Here is an 18,063-nt window from a genome sequence, read left to right as displayed (position 1 = left end):
GGGCGACGTCCAGCCCTGCTCGCGCGAGACCCAGCGCGATCTCCCGGCCGATCCCGCGCGACGCACCCGTGACGAGCGCGGTGCGCGACGGCGGGGTCGCACCGGTTCCGACCTGGTGCGGGTCAGCCACGCAGGACCGCCCCCACCTTGTCCGCCGCCGACTCCACCACCGCGTCGCGCACCGCGCGGACCTCCTTCGCGGACAGCGTCCGGTCAGCGGCCCGCAGACGGAGCGAGTAGGCGAGCGACTTCTTGCCCTCGCCCACCTGCTCCCCGGTGAAGACGTCGAACAGTGCGACGTCCTCCAGCAGCTCGCCGGCACCGGCCACGATGGCCGACCGCACTGCCTCGGCCGGCACGCCGTCGTCGACCACGAAGGCGAAGTCCTCCTTCGCCGCGGGGAACGCCGACACGGGTGCCGCCGCCACGGGCTCGCCCGAGGCCGCATCCACCAGGACGCTCAGGTCCACCTCGAACGCCGCGGCCCGGGCCGGGAGGCCCAGCGCCTCGACGACCTTCGGGTGCAGCTCGCCGGCGTGGCCGACGACCGTTCCGTCGGCGAGCTCGAGGCGCCCGCAGCGGCCCGGGTGCCACGGCATCTGCCCGGAGTCCGGGACGACGACCACCTCGGCCCGGGCGCGCTCGGCCACCAGGCGAGCCGCCGCCAGGGCGTCCTCCCAGCCGGCCGCGCGGCCAGCGCCCCACCAGCCGGCCAGCTCACGCTTGCCGGTCAGCACGCCTGCGACACGACGCGGCTGGTCGGGGACCGCCGCGGCGAGCGCCGCGAGCTGCTCCTCCGTCGGCCGCACCCCACCGGGCAGCGTGGGCGCGGCGGGGGCGCCCGGCGCCGGGCGGGTGACGAGGCCGATCTCGTAGACCGCGAGGTCGGTCAGCCCGCGCGAGACGTTGCGCCGAACGGTGTCGAGCAGCGTGACCAGCAGGTTCGACCGCAGCAGGGGCTTGTCGTCAGCCATCGGGTTGACGAGCCGGAGGGAGACGCGGCGCGGGTCGTCGGCGGGCAGGCCGAGCGCGTCGTACTCGGGCACGCCGACGAACGGGTAGCTGAGCGTCTCGACGAAGCCGGCCTCGGCCAGCGCACGGGCCACCGAGCGACGCGTGCGCTGCTCGGTGGTCAGGCCCCGGCCACCGGGCGCGGACGGGAGCACCGAAGGCACCTGGTCGTAGCCCTGGATGCGCACGACCTCCTCGACCAGGTCGGCCGAACCGGCCAGGTCGGGGCGCCAGGACGGCGGAGTCACGAGGAGGACCTGCACGGGCTCGACCACGGAGGAGACCTCGACCGTCGCGCCGATCTCCTCCAGGGTGCTGCGCACCTGCTCGGGCGTGTACTCGACACCCGAGAGCCTGGTGGGTTCGGTGACCTTGAGCGCGATCGGCGCCCGTACGGTCTCCGCCGTGTTGTCGAGGTCGCTCACCGCGGCGTCGGCGGTGCCGCCACCCAGCTCGACCAGAAGGTCCACGACGCGCTGCGCCGCGACCGCGGGCAGCAGCGGGTCGACGCCGCGCTCGAACCGCTTGGCGGCCTCGCTCGAGAGCTTGTGCCTGCGTGCGGTGCGCGCGACGGTGATCTGGTCGAAGTGGGCCGCCTCGACGAGCACGTCCGTGGTGGTGTCGCTGACCTCGGACGACGCTCCGCCCATGACGCCGGCGAGCCCGAGCACGCGGCTGCCTGCTCCCGCGGGCGAGTCCGTGATCAGGAGGTCCTCGCCGTCGAGCGCGCGATCCACGTCGTCCAGTGTGGTGAGGCGCTCGCCGGTGGCGGCCCGGCGGACCACTATGGGGGCCGAGACCTTGGCGAGGTCGTAGGCGTGCAGCGGCTGCCCGAGGTCGAGCATCACGTAGTTCGTGATGTCGACCGCCAGGGAGATGGACCGCATGCCGGAACCCTCGAGACGGTGCTTCATCCACGCGGGCGTCGGCGCGGCCGGGTCGATGCCACGCACGATGCGCGTTACGAACCGGTCGCAGCCGACCACGCCGTTGATCGGCGCTTCGTCACGCACCTGGACCTCGAACCCGTCCGGCGTCGCGGCGGGCTCGGCGCCCGTGGCCAGACCGTGGTCCGTGAACTTGGCCCCCGTCGAGTGGGCGTACTCGCGGGCCACACCGCGATAGCTGAACGCGTACCCGCGGTCGGGGGTCACGTTGATCTCGAGAACCTCCTCGCCCAGGCCGAGGAGCGCCACGGCGTCCTGACCAGGCGTGAGGTCGGCCTCGGCGAACCCGTGCCGGGTCAGCACCAGGATGCCGTCGTGGTCGTCGCCGATACCGAGCTCGTTGACCGAGCAGATCATGCCGTCCGAGACGTGGCCGTAGGTCTTCCTGGCGGCGATGGCGAACGGTCCGGGCAGCACGGTGCCGGGCAGTGCCACGGCCACGAGGTCGCCGGGCGCGAAGTTGTGCGCGCCGCAGACGATGCCGCGCGCGCCGTCGGCGTCGTTGTGCTCGGGTCCGACGTCGACACGGCACCAGTTGATCGTCTTGCCGTTCTTCTGCGGCTCGGGCGTCATCTCGAGCACCCGGCCGACCACGAGGGGGCCGGTCACGGCGGCCCCGTGGATCGACTCTTCCTCCAGGCCCACCTTGACGAGGTCGGCCGCGAGCTGCTCGGCGGTGAGGTCCGCGGGCACCTCGACGTGGTCAGCGAGCCAGTCCTTCACGATGAGGGGCACTTCAGATCTCCGTCCCGAACTGGGTGGAGAAGCGCACGTCGCCCTCCACTATGTCGTGCATGTCCGCGATCGAGTGGCGCAGCATGAGCGTGCGCTCGATGCCCATGCCGAACGCGAAGCCCGTGTACTCCTCCGGGTCGACGCCCGCGGCGCGCAGCACGTTGGGGTTGACCATGCCGCAGCCGCCCCACTCGATCCAGCCGGCGCCGCCCTTCTTCTGCGGGAACCACAGGTCCATCTCGGCGGACGGCTCCGTGAACGGGAAGAACGCCGGGCGCAGGCGCGTCCTGGCCTCCGGCCCGAACATCGCCCTCGCGAACGCGTCCAGCGTGCCGACGAGGTTCGCCATGGTCAGGCCCTTGTCGACAGCGAGCCCCTCGACCTGGTGGAACACCGGTGTATGGGTCTGGTCCAGCGCGTCCGTACGGAAGGTCCGGCCGGGGCAGGCGATGTACAGCGGTACGCCCCGTTCGAGCAGGGACCGCGCCTGGACCGGGGACGTGTGCGTACGGAGCACCAGGTTCGACTCGCCGTCACCGCCGTCGCCGGCCACGTAGAACGTGTCCTGCATCTGGCGGGCGGGGTGGTCCGGGCCGAAGTTCAGCGCGTCGAAGTTGAACCACTCGGCCTCCACCTCGGGGCCGTCGGCGATCTCCCAGCCGAGGCCGACGAAGAAGTCGGCGATGCGCTCCTGCACCAGCTCGATCGGGTGGCGGGCGCCCGCCGTCGTGCGCTGGACCGGGAGGGTGACGTCGACCGACTCCTCCGCCAGCACGCGCGCGTCGCGCTCGCCCTCGAGCTCGGTCTGACGGGCCGCTATCGCCTGGTTGATCTGCCCGCGACGCGGGCCGACGAGCTTGCCGGCCCTGGCCTTGTCAGGGCCGGGCAGCGCGCCGATGCCCCGGTTGGCGAGCGCAAGGGAGCTGCGGTCTCCGGTGTGCTGGGTGCGGACGGCCTTCAGCGCGTCGAGGTCGCCGGCCTTGGCGATGTCGTCGAGCGCGGCCTTGACCGCGGCGTCGAGCGCCGCCTCGTCGAGCGGATCGATGGGTGCCTTCTCATCGGGCGTGGACATGCTTGCCTTCCTGGCGGATTCGGGAGCCGGCTCGGCCCCCTGCCTGGGGCCCTCTGCCGGCACATGAAGTCTAGGTGCCCGCCAGGGCTCAGGACGCGTTGTCCACAGGGCTGCTCAGTGCCCGCGTGCAGCGCTCGCCGCACGGCCCGAAGCGGGCCGCGTAAATCGGCGGGTCAGTGGCTGCATGCCGTCATCATTCCATGCCGGGGTGAGCACGGGCAACGCGAATTGCCGGGCCGGAGGGCCATGCGCTTGGCACACTTTTTCGGATGTCAGTGGGTCCGCGTAACGTCGCGGAGGTCGCCACGGCCGGGGCGGCCCTGACCCCAGCCGTGGCGGCGACGCCGTCAGCCCTCGAGCGCCCAGGTCTCCACGATCTCGTACCGCGGGCCACCCTGCGCGCCCTCACCGGGGTGGGACTCGACCAGGGCGAACGAGTCCGCCGTCCAGTCCGGGCCCGCGTACACGGACAGGGCCCGGGCGGCGGGCTCCAGCGCCGAGCGCGGCTCGCCGCCCCCGCTCTTGCCCCAGCGGTCCCGTCCTCGTGGCGGCCTCACCTGGCCGGCGCGTGCCCGCGCGACCGTGACATGCGCGCGGTGCGGCTTCACGTCGTCCGGCACCTCACGGGGCGAGGCGGCCAGGCAGTCGGTCGCCAGGTCCTTCAGCGCACCGGTCCCGCCGTCGACGCCGATCCACAGGACACGGGCGCCGAACGATCCCGCGCCGCGCAGCCGCAGGTCGATCGGCGCGTGCTTGCGCGCGACATCGGCCAGCTCGTCGCGCAGCTCGGGCACCGTCCCCTCGGGGAGGTCCGCGTAGAACGCGAGGGTGATGTGCAGACTCTCCCGCGGCACCCAGCGCGGGGAGGCAGGTACGCCGTCGATGGCGAGCCCTAGATGGTCCTTGACACGCTGGGGCGGGAAGACCGCCGTGAACAACCGCACCTCGCGATCCTAGGCGAGCACCCAGTCCGGACGAGACCTGTTCTCACACCGCACACACCGGCGCCCGGCCGGCCCGCGACGCACGTCGGCTACCGCCTCCGGCGGCGGGACACGGCCCAGGCGACGGCGGCCACGGCGAGCACCAACGCCACCTGCCCGCCGAGGACTATCCGGTTCACGTCGACGGCCGGGACCCAGCGCACCCCGTGCTCGTCGACGACGAAGGCCCCGGCCGGCTCGGCGCGGCGGCCGAAACCGAACCCGCCGCCCCCACCCTCGGCCAGGGCACCCGGTTCCGCGCCGTGCCCGGCAGGATCGGCCGAGCCCTCGGACGGCGCGGCGTCGGCCGTGGCGCCCGGCTCGGTGCCGCCTCCGCCCCCGGCGCCACCACCCGACCACACGCGGGCGGCGGGGATCACGACCGCCCCGTCCCGCTCGACCGGCTCGCCGTAGACCTCGCGGGCGCCGAAGGCCTGGGCCAACGACTCGCCGATGCGGCTCAGATCAGGTGTGTGCCTCATGCGCCCACCGTAGGGCCCCTGCTCTCCCGCGCGATACGGCGGCAGCCTGGACGACCCACCGGTTCACCCGGGGCGCCGAAAGCGCTCGGCCCGCGATCGAGCAAGCTGTCAGGCACACGACAGTCAGGCACTTGACAGAGTTGCCGCGGGGGGCGCATGGTGTTGTCATGCACCTGACAGACAGGTGCCTGACAATCAGGAGAATCATGAGATACCCGAACGAGTTCCCACCGGACGACGGCATCGACGACAGTGAGGCCGCCACGGACGAGACCTACGAGAACGAGACCGACGACCCGCGCCAGGAGGCCATGCGCCGGCTGTCGACGGTCGGCATGCTCCAGCTGCACCAGGCCAGGCGCGCGAAGCGGACCGGGCGTGGAGCACCGTGGCTGGACCCCAGCCAGGGTCAGGGTCGCGTGCTCGCCCTGCTGCAGCTCAAGCCCGAGACCACCCAGAAGGAGCTCACGTTCCTGCTGGGCATGTCCCGGCAGGCGACGGCCGAGCTGCTGTCGAAGCTGGAGAAGCAGGGGCTGATCGAGCGCGAGCCGTCACCCGACGACAAGCGAGTGGTCGTCGTGCGGCTCACCGAGGCGGGCCAGGCCGCCGAGCAGGCCACCGAGCGACCCCCGCACGGGACGCCGGAGCTGCTGGACGTCCTCGACGACGACGAGGTGGCCCGGCTGTCCGGGTATCTGGGCCGGATTCTCGAGCGCGCCGAGCAGGACTGGGCCGCCGAGTTCGGCGACCGCCGCGAGGCGTTCGAGGAGTTCTGGCGGTCTCGCGGCGGGTTCGACCCACGGATGCGCGGGTTCGGCCGCGGCGGGTTCCCCGGCGGTCCTGGCGGTTTCCCGGGCGGACCCGGCGGGTTCCCGGGCGGCCCTGGCGGATTCCCCGGTGGCCCGGGCGGATTCCCGGGGGGACCCGGTGGGTTCCCTGGCGGACCCGGCGGTCACCCTGGCCCGCGCGGTCCGCACGGCCGGCGTGGTCGGCGCGGCCGGCGGGACGACCAGGGCGAGGAGTGACGGCGGGTGCGCCGGACCTCAGCCGCGTCCAGCGCGCTCAGCGCTGGGCGCGGCTGCTCGCGTAGAGGCAGACGGTCGCCGCAGTGGCCAGGTTGAGCGACTCGGCCCTGCCGCGGATGGGCACCCGCACGACGGCGTCGGCCAGTGCGCGGTCCTCCTCCGGCAGCCCCCAGGCCTCGTTGCCGAACACCCAGGCCGTGGGTCCCGCAAGGTCCGGCGCCGCTCCGGACCCGGCGTCGTCCAGGAGGTCGTCCAGGTCGAGAGGGCCGGTCCCGTCAGCCGCGAGGACATGGCACCCGGCGGCGCGCAGCCCCGCCACCGCGGCCGCCAGCGACATCCCGGTGACCACGGGCAGGTGGAACAGCGACCCGGCGGTCGAGCGGACGACCTTGGGGTTGTGCACGTCGACGCTCTCCCCCGCGAGGACCACGACGTCGGCGCCGGCGGCGTCGGCCGCCCGGATGACGGTGCCCGCGTTCCCGGGGTCACGGACGGTGGCGAGCACTGCGGCGAGCAGGGGCCGCCCGGCGCGCTCCGGGTCCCTCGCGGCCAGCGCCTCGGACAGCGACGGCACGGCGGACCGCACGACGGCGAGCACTCCCTGGGCGTCGGCACTCATCGCCTCGAGCACCTCGGGAGTGCCGAGATGCACGAAGAGCCCGGCCGAGCGGGCGTCGTCGACGATCTCGTCGTACCGCGCCGCGGCCGACGCAGTCAGGTAGACGTCCCGGACGGACGGCGCCGCATGCCGGACCGCCTCCCGCACGCCCTGCGGCCCCTCGACCAGGTACAGCCCGTGCTTGGAGCGTGCCGAACGCCCGGCCAGTGCCCGTACCTGCTTGACGCGGTCGGCTCGCGGGTTCGCGAGCGTCACGTCAAGCGCTGACGGGGCCTCCGAAGAGGCGGCTGGCCGGGCGCCCGGTGAGATGCTCAACCTCAGGCAGCGGCCGGGGCGTTGACATCCGCCGGCAGCGCGTCCTTGGCGACCTGGACGAGGGCGTTGAACGCCGCGATGTCGTTGACCGCGAGCTCGGCGAGCATGCGGCGGTCGACCTCGACACCAGCGGCCTTGAGGCCCTGGATGAGGCGGTTGTAGGTCAGGCCCTGCGCACGGGACGCAGCGTTGATGCGCTGGATCCACAGCTTGCGGAAGTCGCCCTTACGCACCTTCCGGTCACGGTATGCGTAGACGAGCGAGTGGGTGACCTGCTCCTTCGCCTTGCGGTAGAGGCGCGAGCGCTGGCCGCGGTAACCGGCGGCGCGCTCGAGGGTCGTACGGCGCTTCTTCTGGGCATTTACTGCCCGCTTCACGCGTGCCACGTGAGACTCCTTGTACTTCGGGGTTGAAAGGGTTCCTGGCGACGCCCGTCAGGCGTGCGCCACAAAAATCACTTACCGAGCAGGCGCTTGACCTTCTTGACGTCAGACGGTGCGACGACCTGGTCCATGGCCAGACGACGCGTGCGACGGCTGGACTTGTGCTCGAGGTAGTGGCGAGCGTTGGTCTGCTCGCGCATGATCTTGCCGCTACCCGTGACCTTGAACCGCTTCTTCGAACCGGAGTGCGTCTTGTTCTTCGGCATGACTGCCGTTTCTCCTCATGTCGGTCGACCGCTGCTGGAGCGGCGACGTTGTACCTGGGCCGGTGGGCCGACCTGGTGTCGTAGTGGTCTTGGGACCGTGCCTCAGCCGGCCTTGCGCGGTGCACGCGGCTTGGGGGCCACGGGCTTCGGCGTCGGCTTGGGCGCCGGGACGGGCTTCGGAGCCGCCTTGGAGACCGGCTTCGCTGCCGGCTTCGAGGCAGTCTTGGCCGCAGGCTTGGCGGTCGGCTTCGGCTCCGCGGGGGCGGGCGTCTCGACGACGGGCTCGGGCTCGGCCTCAGCGACCGGCTCGGGCTCGACGACGGGCTCGGGCTCCGCGACGACGGGCTCAGGAGCCGGCACGGCGGCAGGCTCCTCGACCGCGGTCTCGGAGGTCTCGTCGACCTGGTCCTCGACCGGCTCGGCGACCCTGGCCCCGTCGGCGGCACGGGCCTGTGCCTTCGCCTCGGACTTGGTCATCCGGCCGGCGTTGATCTCGGTGGAGCGCCTGCGCTGCTCGACCTTGGCGTCCGCCTTCTTCTTGACCGGCCCGAGGACCATGGTCATGTTGCGGCCGTCCTGCTTCGGCATCGACTCGACGAAGCCGAGCTCGGCGACGTCCTCCGCCAGACGCTCCAGCAGGCGACGACCCATCTCCGGGCGCGACTGCTCGCGGCCGCGGAACATGATCATGACCTTGACCTTGTCGCCGGCCGAGAGGAAGCGGACGACGTGGCCCTTCTTCGTCTCGTAGTCGTGCGGGTCGATCTTCAGACGGAACCGGATCTCCTTGAGAACCGTGTTCGCCTGGTTGCGCCGTGCTTCACGCGCCTTCATGTCGGACTCGTACTTGAACTTGCCGAAGTCCATGAGCTTGGTGACAGGCGGGCGGGCGTCCGGCGCAACCTCGACGAGGTCGAGGTCAGCGTCCTGGGCGAGCTTCAGGGCGACCGCCGTGGCAACCACGCCGACCTGCTCCCCGCCAGGACCGATGAGTCGGACCTCGGGAACACGGATCCGGTCGTTGATGCGAGGCTCGGTGATGGTGATGCTCCTCAGAAGTCGTTGATCGACCACCAGGAACGAGAAATGGCTCCCGCCCTGAACACAGGTGGAAGCCATCACAAGGAAAGGGTGCCCGGACCGGCGAACAACTGAGCCGATACCGCTGCACCCGACCTAGGACCCGGCCTCTGTCGGCACCTTGCGGCGCTCGGTCGTGACTCGGGTGGGATGGTGATCCACTTTGTGCACCCGGCTCTCACCGGGTCGGTCGTGCCCCCACGATAGCAGCATGCCGGCACGGGTCGCCATACCGGCCGGTGTGAGGTGGGCCGCGCCCCGGCACGAGCCTCCGGCCCCGGCGCGAGCTCGCGGCGCAACTGGAATCATTCCAGATTAGTGGGTAGGGTGAAAGGCATGACGTCGACCGCCCACGCAGCCGTGACGCCGGAGGACCTCCTCCGTGGCGCCGGCCTGCGGGTGACCGCCCCCCGCGTGGCGGCCCTGCGCGCGGTGGGCGAGAGCCAGCACGCCACTGCCGACGACGTCCTGGGCGCGGTCCGCGCGGAGCTCGGCACGGTCTCGGTGCAGGCGGTCTACGACGTCCTGCACGCGCTGACCGACGCAGCTCTCCTGCGCCGCATCGAGCCCGCCGGCCACCCGGCACGCTACGAGCGCCGCACGGGCGACAACCACCACCACATCGTCTGCCGCGTCTGCGGCGCCATCGGTGACGTGGACTGCTCGGTCGGCCATGCCCCCTGCCTGACCCCCAGCGACGACCACGGGTTCGTCGTCGAGACCGCCGAGGTCACGTACTGGGGGCTGTGTCCGGACTGTAGCGCCTGAGCCCGCCCGCAGCGCTGGACACCAAGAGTTCGCCGACCACGCCGAACCCCGCTAGAAACCCCCGAGCAGCACCAAAGGAAGGCACGTCTGAAGATGACAACTCCTTACACCACCACGCAGACCGGCACGCCGGTCGCCAGCGACGCACACTCGCTGACCGTCGGCGCCGACGGCGCAACGGTCCTCCACGACCGCTACCTGGTCGAGAAGCTCGCGCAGTTCAACCGCGAGCGGATCCCGGAGCGGATCGTGCACGCCAAGGGTGGTGGCGCCTTCGGTGAGTGGGAGATCACCGGTGACGTGTCGCAGTACACCCGTGCGGCGGCCTTCCAGCCGGGTGCGAAGGGCGAGGTAGCGCTGCGCTTCTCGTCCGTCGCCGGTGAGATGGGCTCCCCCGACACGTGGCGCGACGTGCGCGGGTTCGCGCTGCGCTTCTACACGTCCGAGGGCAACCTCGACATCGTCGGCAACAACACGCCGGTCTTCTTCATCCGCGACGCGATCAAGTTCCCGGACTTCATCCACTCGCAGAAGCGCCTGCCGTGGTCGGGTCTGCGCGACGCCGACATGCAGTGGGACTTCTGGACGCTGTCGCCCGAGTCGGCGCACCAGGTCACCTACCTCATGGGCGACCGCGGCCTGCCGGCCTCGTGGCGCGAGCTGAACGGCTACGGCTCGCACACGTACCTGTGGACCAACGCCGAGGGCGCGAAGTTCTGGGTCAAGTACCACTTCATCTCCCGCCAGGGCGTCAAGTTCCTCGACAACGACGAGGCTGCGAAGATCGCCGGGACGGACGCGGACTACTACCGCCGCGACCTGTACGAGGCGATCGAGCGTGGGGACAACCCGGTCTGGGACATCAAGGTCCAGGTCATGCCGTACGACGACGCGAAGACCTACCGCTTCAACCCGTTCGACCTGACCAAGGTCTGGCCGCACGCGGACTACCCGCTGATCCACTTCGGCCACTTCACGCTGAACCGCAACCCGAGGAACCACTTCGCGGAGATCGAACAGATCGCGCTGTCGCCGGCCAACCAGGTCCCCGGCACCGACATCTCGCCCGACAAGATGCTGATGGCCCGCGTCTTCTCCTACCCGGACGCGCAGCGCTACCGCGTCGGCACCAACTACCAGTCGGTGCCGGTCAACCAGCCGCACGCCGCCCCGGTGCACAACTACTCGCAGGACGGCTCGCAGCGCCACCACTTCAACGAGGTCGGCGTGCCGAACTACGCGCCGAACTCGTTCGGTGGCCCCGTCGCCGACCCGGCCCGCGGCCAGGACGGCGCCTGGGAGTCGGACGGCGAGCTGGTGCGCAGCGCGGCCACGCTGCACAGCGAGGACAGCGACTTCGGCCAGCCCGGCACGCTGTACCGCGAGGTCTACGACGACGGCGCCAAGGCCCGTCTGCTGGAGACCCTGACCGGTCAGGGTCAGGCCATCACGATCGACGAGATCCGTGAGCGCTTCTTCCAGTACTGGACGAACGTGGACGCGGAGCTGGGCGCCAAGCTGCGCGCGGCCGTCGCCGTCTGATCCCTGCGCACCGCCTGAGGCCGGGTCCCCGCTCCGGGGGCCCGGCCTCTGCGTTTCGCCTGGGGATTGCTGGGTCAGGGGTTTCCGCAGGAATTGGCAGCGCTTCTTGTCTGACGCCGGTTCGTCCCGATACCGTCCCGAGGGCGGTCCGGAGTGCTTTGGCCGTGGTCCGACGCCCGCGGTAACGCTCAAGAACAAGGGAGCCAACGATGTCTCGCTCGCTCGTCCGGATCGGCGCCGCCCTCGCAGCCGGCCTGCTGGCGCTGACGGCGGCGGCAGGGCCGGCCACCTCGGCGCCGAAGCACGACCCGAAGCCGGAGCCGGCGGCCGCGTCCCACCGCGTCCTGGCGTTCTACCAGACCATCTACGAGACCGGTTCCGACGGCGTCCGCCGCTACGTCGACCCCAAGCCGCTCCTCGGCTCGGTCACCGACGTCAACGTCGGCGCCATCCACCTGAACGCGGACGCCTCCCTCACCGTCAACGACATCCCGGCGAGCCACCCGGAGCTCGGCGTGATGTGGGACGACCTGGCGGCCATGCAGGCCCAAGGCGTCACGGTGAGCGCCTTCCTGGGCGGCGCCGCGCCCGGCACCTACCGGTACCTGCGTGAGGACTTCGACCGCTTCTACCCCGTGCTGCGGGACTTCCTGCGCACGTACAGGCTGGACGGCGTGGACCTCGACATCGAGGAGACGTTCTCGCTCGCCGACACGATCCACCTGGTCGACACGCTGCGGGCGGACTTCGGCCCCGACTTCGTCATCACGCTGACGCCCGTCGCGACCGACATGGCGGGCCGCACGAGGTTCTCCGGCGGGTTCTCCTACGCCGAGCTCGAACGTCGCGCCGGCGACCGGATCGACTGGTACAACACCCAGTTCTACTGCGGCTGGGGCGACCTGCGGACCACCACCGTCTACGACCAGATCCTCGCCAACGGGTTCACGCCCGACCGCGTGGTGGCCGGTACCGTCACCAACCCCGCCAACTGCAGCGGGTACGTCGACTGGCCCACCTTCGACGCCACCGTCGGCACCCTGGTAGCACGGCACCCGGACTTCGGCGGCGTCTTCGGCTGGGAGTACTTCAACTCCGTCGGGTACGCGGGCGGCGGCCGGGAGAGCTGGTTCGCGCACGCCGCCGACGTCGTCGGCTCGTGAACACCGAGTAGTCGGCAGAGTGTCAGGTGATCGGCACCTCGGAATACCGATCACCTGACGTTCTACCGACCGCCACGGGCCCGACCGCCACGGGCCCGGCCGGGGCGGGCCGGGATCGACAGCAGGAGGCGGCGGGTGTAGTCGTGCTCCGGATCGGCGAAGAGCCGGTCGACCGGGCCGGCCTCCACCACCTGGCCGCGGTGCAGCACCGACACCGTGTCCGCGAGCTGGCGGACGAGCGCCAGGTCGTGCGAGACGAAGACATAGGTGAGGCCGAGCTCGGCCTGCAGGCGCACCAGCACGTCCACGATGTCGGCCTGCACGCTCACGTCGAGGGCTGACGTCGGCTCGTCGAGCACGAGCACGTCCGGCCGCTGCACCAGCGCCCGGGCGATCGCCACGCGCTGCCGCTGGCCGCCCGACAGCGCCGCGGGGCGCCGGGACAGGAGGTCCTCGGCCAGGCCGACCGCCGCGAGCGCCTCCCGCACCAGGGCGGGGCGCTCCCCCCGGCGGCCGATCCGGAACCGGTCGAGCGGTTCGCGCACCAGCCGTCCGACGCGCCAGGTCGGGTCGAGTGACGTGAACGGGTTCTGGTAGACGAGCTGCAGGTGCCGCCGTACCGAGCGGAGGTCCTTGGCCGAGCGTCCGTGCACCGGCTCGCCGGAGACGAGGATCTCGCCGTCGTCGGCCTGCTCGAGTCCGAGCAGGAGGCGCACCGCCGTCGTCTTGCCGGAGCCGGACTCCCCCACCAGCGCGTGCGTGGTGCCGCGCGGGACGGCGAAGGACACGCCGTCGAGCGCGGTCAGCCGGCGTCCCTCCACGGTGAACGACTTGGTGGCGCCGCGCAGCTCCACCTTCGGCCCGGCGGCCGGCACCGCGTCGGCGGCGACGTCGGGAGCCACGTCGGCGGCCACGACCGGGGCTCCAGCCGCGCGTTCGTCGCGCAGCGTGCGGTAACGGTCGGGGTTGAGCGCTGGCACGTCGGCCTGGAGCTCGCGCGCGTATCGTGACCGGGGTGCGGCGAACACGCGCCCCGTCGGGCCTGCCTCCTGTACGACGCCGTCCCTGAGCACGACGAGCGAGTCGGCCCGCTCCGCGGCGATCGCCAGGTCGTGCGTGATGAGCAGCAGGCCGATACCGAGGTCGGTCCGCAGCTCCGACAGCAGGTCCAGGATCCGCTTCTGGATGGTCACGTCGAGGGCCGACGTCGGCTCGTCCGCGATCAGCAGCGCGGGCCGGGGCAGGACCGCGAGGCCGATGAGGACGCGCTGCAGCATCCCGCCGGAGAGCTGGTGCGGGTAGGAGTCGTACACGCGTCGCGGGTCGTCGAGCCCGACCTGTGCGAACGTGTGGTGGATCAGCTCGCGGCGGGCGCGCGCGTCGCGTTCGCCGGTAAGCAAGGCGGCCTCGTGCGCCTGGGCGCCGATGGTGCGCACGGCGTTGAGCGAGCTGCCCGGGTCCTGCGGCACGAACCCGAGCGCCCGCCCGCGCAGCGGGCGGAACTGCCGCTCGGGCAGGGCGAGGAGGTCGCGTCCGTCGAGCTCGGCCCGGCCGCGGGCCGCGCCGTCGTCGGGCAGCAGGCGCAGCAGCGACCGGGCGATGGTCGACTTGCCCGAACCCGACTCGCCGATGAGGGCGAGGCTCTCGCCCCGGCCGAGCGAGAAGCCCACGTCCGAGACGACCTCGGTGCGGCCGTACGAGACCGTGAGCCCCTCGACGCGCAGGAGTGCGGGCCGCTCGGACGTGCCCTCTACCTCGGCGGCGGCGGTCGCTTCGGAGACTGTGGTTGCGGCGGTCGGTGTCATGGTGCGCTCCCTCGGAGTCTGGTCACGGGCGGGCGTTCGGGGGTCAACCGGTCCGCCGCAGCCAGCGGCTGATGCGGTTCACCGACACCACCGTCGCGACGACGACCAGGGCAGGGGCGTGGACGAGCCAGGGCGCCGTCGGGTAGTCCTTGCCCGAGGAGACGAGCAGGCCCCAGTCCGACGCCGGCGGCGGGTCTCCGTAGCCGAGGAAGGCGAGGCCGGCGATCACGAGGATCGACAGGCCGAACTGGAGGACGGCCAGGGCCAGCAGCGAGCGCGAGGCGTTGGGCAGCACGTGGCGCAGCAGGACGTGCGTGCGGGAGCCGCCCTGCAGCACCGCCGCCTCGACGAAGACCGCGCGGCGCGTCCTGATCACCTCGGCGCGCATCACGCGGGCGAAGACCGCGACCGCCGAGATGCCCGTCGCGATCGCCGCGTTGACGGTCTGGAAGCCGAGCGAGCTGACGACGACGACGGCGAGCAGGAAGCTCGGGATCGCCAGCAGCACGTCGACGATGCGGGCGAGCACGACGTCGGTCCAGCCGCCGGCCGAACCCGCGACCAGGCCGATGGCGCCGCCCACGACGACGCCGATCGTCACCGCGACGAGCGCGCTGGTGACCGACGAGGCGGTGCCGTGCACCACCCGGGAGTACAGGTCGCGACCGAGGTGGTCGGTGCCGAACCAGTGCTCGGCGCTCGGCCCGAGCAGCTTGTCGGCCGGGACGCCGACCGCAGGGTCCTGGCTCGTGAAGACGCCTGGCGCCAGCGACCAGAGCAGCACGACCAGCAGCACCGCGAACGCGGCCAGCACGGTGGGCGGGACGGCGGCGCGCAGGACGGCGGGCCGGGTCCGGGCCGCGGCGGTCCGCAACGAGCCGACGACGGTGGTGGCGGTCATGACGCGCTCAGCTCCCTCTGCGGGATGGGAGTCACCGGGGTTCCGGCCACCCCTGCCGGGTCCGGCCGTACCCGCGGGTCGAGCAGCGGGTAGACCAGGTCGGCGACCAGGTTGACTACGACGAACACGACGGCGGCGAGCGACACGACAGCCTGCAGCACCGGCAGGTCCTGCGTGGACACCGACCGCTGCACCAGGCTGCCGACGCCGGTGCGACCGAAGACCGTCTCGATGAGGAGCGCGCCGCCCAGCAGCTCCCCCACTGCCAGCGCGATCACCGTCACGACGGGAAGGGACGACGGCTTGAGCAGGTGCCTGGCGAACAGCCGCACCCGCCCGAGCCCGCGGGACCGGGCGACCGTCGCGTACTCCTGCCGCGACTCGTGGTCGAGGCCCGTGATCAGCACCTCCGCGACCTGGGCGGAGACCGGGATGCCCAGCGCGACGGCGGCGAAGAACGTCGCCCATGCGCCGTCGGGCTCGATCACCCGGAACAGGCCGAGCTGAAACGCGAAGACCTGGATCAGCAGCAGGGCGACCACGAACGCCGGCACGGAGAGGAACAGCGAAGGGAGTGCGCGCAGCACGCCCTGCCCGTACCGGCGCGGCAGAACCTGGGTGCCGAGCGCGATCGCGAACGCCAGGACGAGGGCCACCACCAGCGCGGACGCCGCGAGCGCCAGCGTGGAGGGCAGCACCTCGGCCACCAGGCGGCTCACGGGCAGGTTGGAGCGCAGCGAGACGCCGAGGTCTCCGACGAGGAAGTGGGACAGCGACTGCCAGAGCTGGACCACGACCGGCTGGTCGAGGCCGTAGTAGGCGACGATCCGTTGGATCTCGTCCTCGGTGAACCCGTTCTCGGGGTTGCGGAGCGTGTTGGTCACCGGGTCGCCGGGCAGCACGCTGATCACTACGAAGGTGAACACGTACGCGAGCAGCACCACGGCTGCCGCCTGGGCGAGGCGCCGGCCGGCGAACCGGAGATAGCTGGTGCTCATGGCTGCGTCACCTCCTGTTCCCGATCCGTCTCAGTCCTCGAGCCAGGCCGTGTAGTAGCTCGCGTAGGCGACGCCGTTGTACGTGACGTCCTGCAGGCTCGGGTTCTGCACGTAGATGCGCTGCACGATCTGGGTGACCGGCGCGAAGTACGCCTCCTGGAGCAGGTAGGCCTGCAGCTCGTCCACCGCCTTCGCGCGCTCGTCGAGGTCCGTCGCCTGTGCCACCGCGTCGCGCAGCTCGTTGGTCCTCGGGTCGCTCTCGCCCAGGCCGAACCAGTCCTCGCCGTTGTCGGCGTCGGTGAGGATGCTCGCCACCGTGCCGACGTCGATGAAGCTGCGCGTGACCTCGTAGTTGGACAGCGAGGTGTTGTCGGAGACCCGCTCGCCGTAGGTGACGACGTCGTACGCCTGGAGGTCGACGTCGAAGCCGAGCTCACCGAGCTGCTGGGCGACCAGCTCGTCGACGGCCTTGGACGTGGCCAGGTACGGGTTGGGGTAGAGCGTGAGCTCGAGCCGGTCGCCGTCCTTGGTGCGGACGCCGTCGGGGCCTTCCGCCCAGCCGGCTTCGTCGAGCAGGGACGCGGCGAGCTCGGGGTCGTAGGCGAACTCGGCGGAGTGGTCGGTCGCCTCGGGCACGTTGCTCTGGATCAGCGACTCGGCCGCCGACCAGTCCTCGGTGTAGACGGTGGACAGGATCTCGTCGCGGTCGATGCCGTGCTGGAACGCCTGCCGCACCAGGACGTCGTCGAACGGTGCGACACGGGTGTTGAGCCGGTAGCCGTTGACGAAGCCGAGGTAGCGCGGCACGTCGACGACGAAGCCCTGGTCCTTGAACGAGGCGAGCTCCTGCGGCGGGACGTTGTAGGCGACGTCGGCCTGGCCGGCCTGGACGGCTCCGGCGCGGGTCGAGGACTCGGCGACGAGCTTGTACGTGATCGAGTCGAGGTAGGCCGGCCCGGTGTGGCCGACGGCCTCGGGCCCCCAGTCGTAGTCCTCACGCTTGGTCAGGACCACGCTGTCGCCCTCCTTCCAGGACTCGACGACGAACGGGCCGGAGCCGATGTCGTTGGACAGGTCGGCCTGCTCCTCGGCGGGGCGGTCGAGCGTCTTCGGCGAGATGAGGATCGAGCCGTGGTACCCGAGCGTCGGCACGAACCCGAGGGTCGGCGCGTCGAAGTGCACCTTGACCGTGGTCGCGTCGACGGCCTCTGCATGGTCGTACGTCTTGGGGAACAGGCCGACGGGGCTGATGCCCTCGTCCGGCCTGCCGAACGCCCAGGTGTCGAGGTTCTGGACGACGGCGGCGGCGTCGAGCGGGCTGCCGTCCGAGAACGTCACGCCGTCCTTGAGCCGGACCGTGAACTCGGTGGCGTCGTCGTTCTGCTCCCAGCTCTCGGCGATCCAGGGGCTGACCGTGCCCTCCTGGTCGACGTAGACGAGCTTGTCGGCGACGTGGCCCCAGACATGCCCCTGGAAGCTCGAGATCGAGCTGTTGTTGGGGATCCAGGTGTCGCCGAGCGAGTCGATGAGGAAGACGATGTCGCCCCCGTCGTGCGGCTCGCCGGTGCCCCCGCCGGCCGGCGCCGGGCCGCCTGCCGCGCAGCCCGCCGCGAGGATGACGGTGGCCGTGACGGTGGCGATGACGCCGACGGCGGCCCGGACCGCTCGCCGCGTACGTCCGGTCCGGCGGCCGGTGCGCGTTGTGGTCATCGGTGTCTCCTTCGGGTGCGTGGTCTGGCAACTGGCGCGGACGGTAGCGAGCGGATGCCGCACGTCCATGCCTTCCGCCGGACTTCTCGCATCTTGAGACGCTGATCTGAGACGGCTCGCCTGGCCAGGCCAAGTCGGGACCTGCAGATCTGTGCCGGGTCGCGATGTACACCCGAAGCGCGGGTGCCAGGCGTGCCGAATTTCGTTCGCCCTGGCCCTCCGAAGTTCAGCCTGGCTGAACAGTTCGGCACAGCCCGC

The 18,063-nt window shown here is 71.7% G+C and carries 16 protein-coding genes; 4 read left to right on the top strand and 12 right to left on the bottom strand.

Annotated features, from left to right (window positions below; genetic code table 11):
* Positions 1-122: 122 nt before the first annotated feature.
* The 4 genes from pheT to ACFWE2_RS07675 all read right to left on the bottom strand — a co-directional run bounded on the left by pheT (position 123) and on the right by ACFWE2_RS07675 (position 5,230).
* Positions 123-2,693, bottom strand: coding sequence for a phenylalanine--tRNA ligase subunit beta (gene pheT / locus ACFWE2_RS07690; protein WP_377223624.1), 2,571 nt, complete (start codon positions 2,691-2,693; stop codon positions 123-125).
* A gap of 1 nt (position 2,694) precedes the next feature.
* Positions 2,695-3,765, bottom strand: coding sequence for a phenylalanine--tRNA ligase subunit alpha (gene pheS, locus ACFWE2_RS07685; protein WP_377223623.1), 1,071 nt, complete (start codon positions 3,763-3,765; stop codon positions 2,695-2,697).
* A 347-nt stretch (positions 3,766-4,112) separates the two neighbouring features.
* Entirely contained in the window at positions 4,113-4,709 is a 597-nt protein-coding gene (gene thpR / locus ACFWE2_RS07680) for an RNA 2',3'-cyclic phosphodiesterase (protein WP_377223622.1), read from the bottom strand.
* Between the two features lie 89 nt (positions 4,710-4,798).
* On the bottom strand, positions 4,799-5,230 hold the full coding sequence (locus tag ACFWE2_RS07675; RefSeq protein WP_377223621.1) for a hypothetical protein: 432 nt from the start codon (positions 5,228-5,230) through the stop codon (positions 4,799-4,801).
* A gap of 206 nt (positions 5,231-5,436) precedes the next feature.
* Between ACFWE2_RS07675 and ACFWE2_RS07670 the strand changes: the two genes are divergently transcribed.
* Positions 5,437-6,255, top strand: a complete 819-nt coding sequence (locus tag ACFWE2_RS07670) for a MarR family winged helix-turn-helix transcriptional regulator (protein ID WP_377223620.1) — start codon at positions 5,437-5,439, stop codon at positions 6,253-6,255.
* Positions 6,256-6,292: 37 nt separating this feature from the next.
* Here the strand turns inward: ACFWE2_RS07670 and ACFWE2_RS07665 are convergent, their stop codons facing one another.
* From ACFWE2_RS07665 to infC, 4 genes are all read right to left on the bottom strand, one after another.
* Entirely contained in the window at positions 6,293-7,129 is an 837-nt protein-coding gene (locus ACFWE2_RS07665; protein WP_377223619.1) for a TrmH family RNA methyltransferase, read from the bottom strand.
* 62 nt (positions 7,130-7,191) lie between these two features.
* Entirely contained in the window at positions 7,192-7,575 is a 384-nt protein-coding gene (gene rplT, locus ACFWE2_RS07660) for a 50S ribosomal protein L20 (protein WP_377223618.1), read from the bottom strand.
* Between the two features lie 68 nt (positions 7,576-7,643).
* Positions 7,644-7,838, bottom strand: a complete 195-nt coding sequence (gene rpmI, locus ACFWE2_RS07655) for a 50S ribosomal protein L35 (RefSeq protein ID WP_116674656.1) — start codon at positions 7,836-7,838, stop codon at positions 7,644-7,646.
* A 102-nt stretch (positions 7,839-7,940) separates the two neighbouring features.
* Positions 7,941-8,957 carry a translation initiation factor IF-3 gene (gene infC, locus ACFWE2_RS07650; RefSeq protein ID WP_377223617.1) on the bottom strand — a complete coding sequence of 339 codons (1,017 nt, stop codon included), beginning with the start codon at positions 8,955-8,957 and terminating at the stop codon, positions 7,941-7,943.
* A 297-nt stretch (positions 8,958-9,254) separates the two neighbouring features.
* Here infC and ACFWE2_RS07645 point away from each other — a divergent pair, with 297 nt between their 5' ends.
* From ACFWE2_RS07645 to ACFWE2_RS07635, 3 genes are all read left to right on the top strand, one after another.
* Positions 9,255-9,686, top strand: a complete 432-nt coding sequence (locus ACFWE2_RS07645) for a Fur family transcriptional regulator (protein ID WP_377223616.1) — start codon at positions 9,255-9,257, stop codon at positions 9,684-9,686.
* Positions 9,687-9,779: 93 nt separating this feature from the next.
* The gene (locus ACFWE2_RS07640; RefSeq protein ID WP_377223615.1) at positions 9,780-11,228 is read left to right on the top strand and encodes a catalase; all 1,449 of its coding nucleotides are present in this window, start codon (positions 9,780-9,782) and stop codon (positions 11,226-11,228) included.
* A gap of 209 nt (positions 11,229-11,437) precedes the next feature.
* Entirely contained in the window at positions 11,438-12,391 is a 954-nt protein-coding gene (locus tag ACFWE2_RS07635; RefSeq protein WP_377223614.1) for a hypothetical protein, read from the top strand.
* Positions 12,392-12,453: 62 nt separating this feature from the next.
* Here ACFWE2_RS07635 and ACFWE2_RS07630 read toward each other — a convergent pair whose 3' ends face one another.
* Genes ACFWE2_RS07630 through ACFWE2_RS07615 form a run of 4 tightly spaced genes read right to left on the bottom strand, consistent with a single transcriptional unit; the run spans position 12,454 to position 17,805 of the window.
* The gene (locus ACFWE2_RS07630; RefSeq protein WP_377223613.1) at positions 12,454-14,196 is read right to left on the bottom strand and encodes a dipeptide ABC transporter ATP-binding protein; all 1,743 of its coding nucleotides are present in this window, start codon (positions 14,194-14,196) and stop codon (positions 12,454-12,456) included.
* Positions 14,197-14,239: 43 nt separating this feature from the next.
* A complete protein-coding gene (locus ACFWE2_RS07625; protein ID WP_377223612.1) occupies positions 14,240-15,097 on the bottom strand; it encodes an ABC transporter permease in 858 nt (285 codons plus the stop codon).
* Complete coding sequence (locus tag ACFWE2_RS07620; RefSeq protein ID WP_377223611.1) at positions 15,094-16,095, bottom strand: ABC transporter permease; 1,002 nt, start codon at positions 16,093-16,095, stop codon at positions 15,094-15,096. Before ACFWE2_RS07620 ends, ACFWE2_RS07625 begins: the two co-directional genes overlap by 4 nt.
* A gap of 30 nt (positions 16,096-16,125) precedes the next feature.
* Positions 16,126-17,805, bottom strand: coding sequence for an ABC transporter substrate-binding protein (locus ACFWE2_RS07615; RefSeq protein ID WP_377223610.1), 1,680 nt, complete (start codon positions 17,803-17,805; stop codon positions 16,126-16,128).
* Between the last annotated feature and the right edge of the window lie 258 nt (positions 17,806-18,063).

Origin of the sequence: Promicromonospora sp. NPDC060271, from assembly GCF_042726755.1 — a bacterium.
Taxonomy (GTDB): Bacteria; Actinomycetota; Actinomycetes; order Actinomycetales; family Cellulomonadaceae; genus Promicromonospora.
The sequence above is the reverse complement of the archived record's forward strand: the minus strand, read 5'-3'. Positions and strand labels throughout refer to the sequence as shown.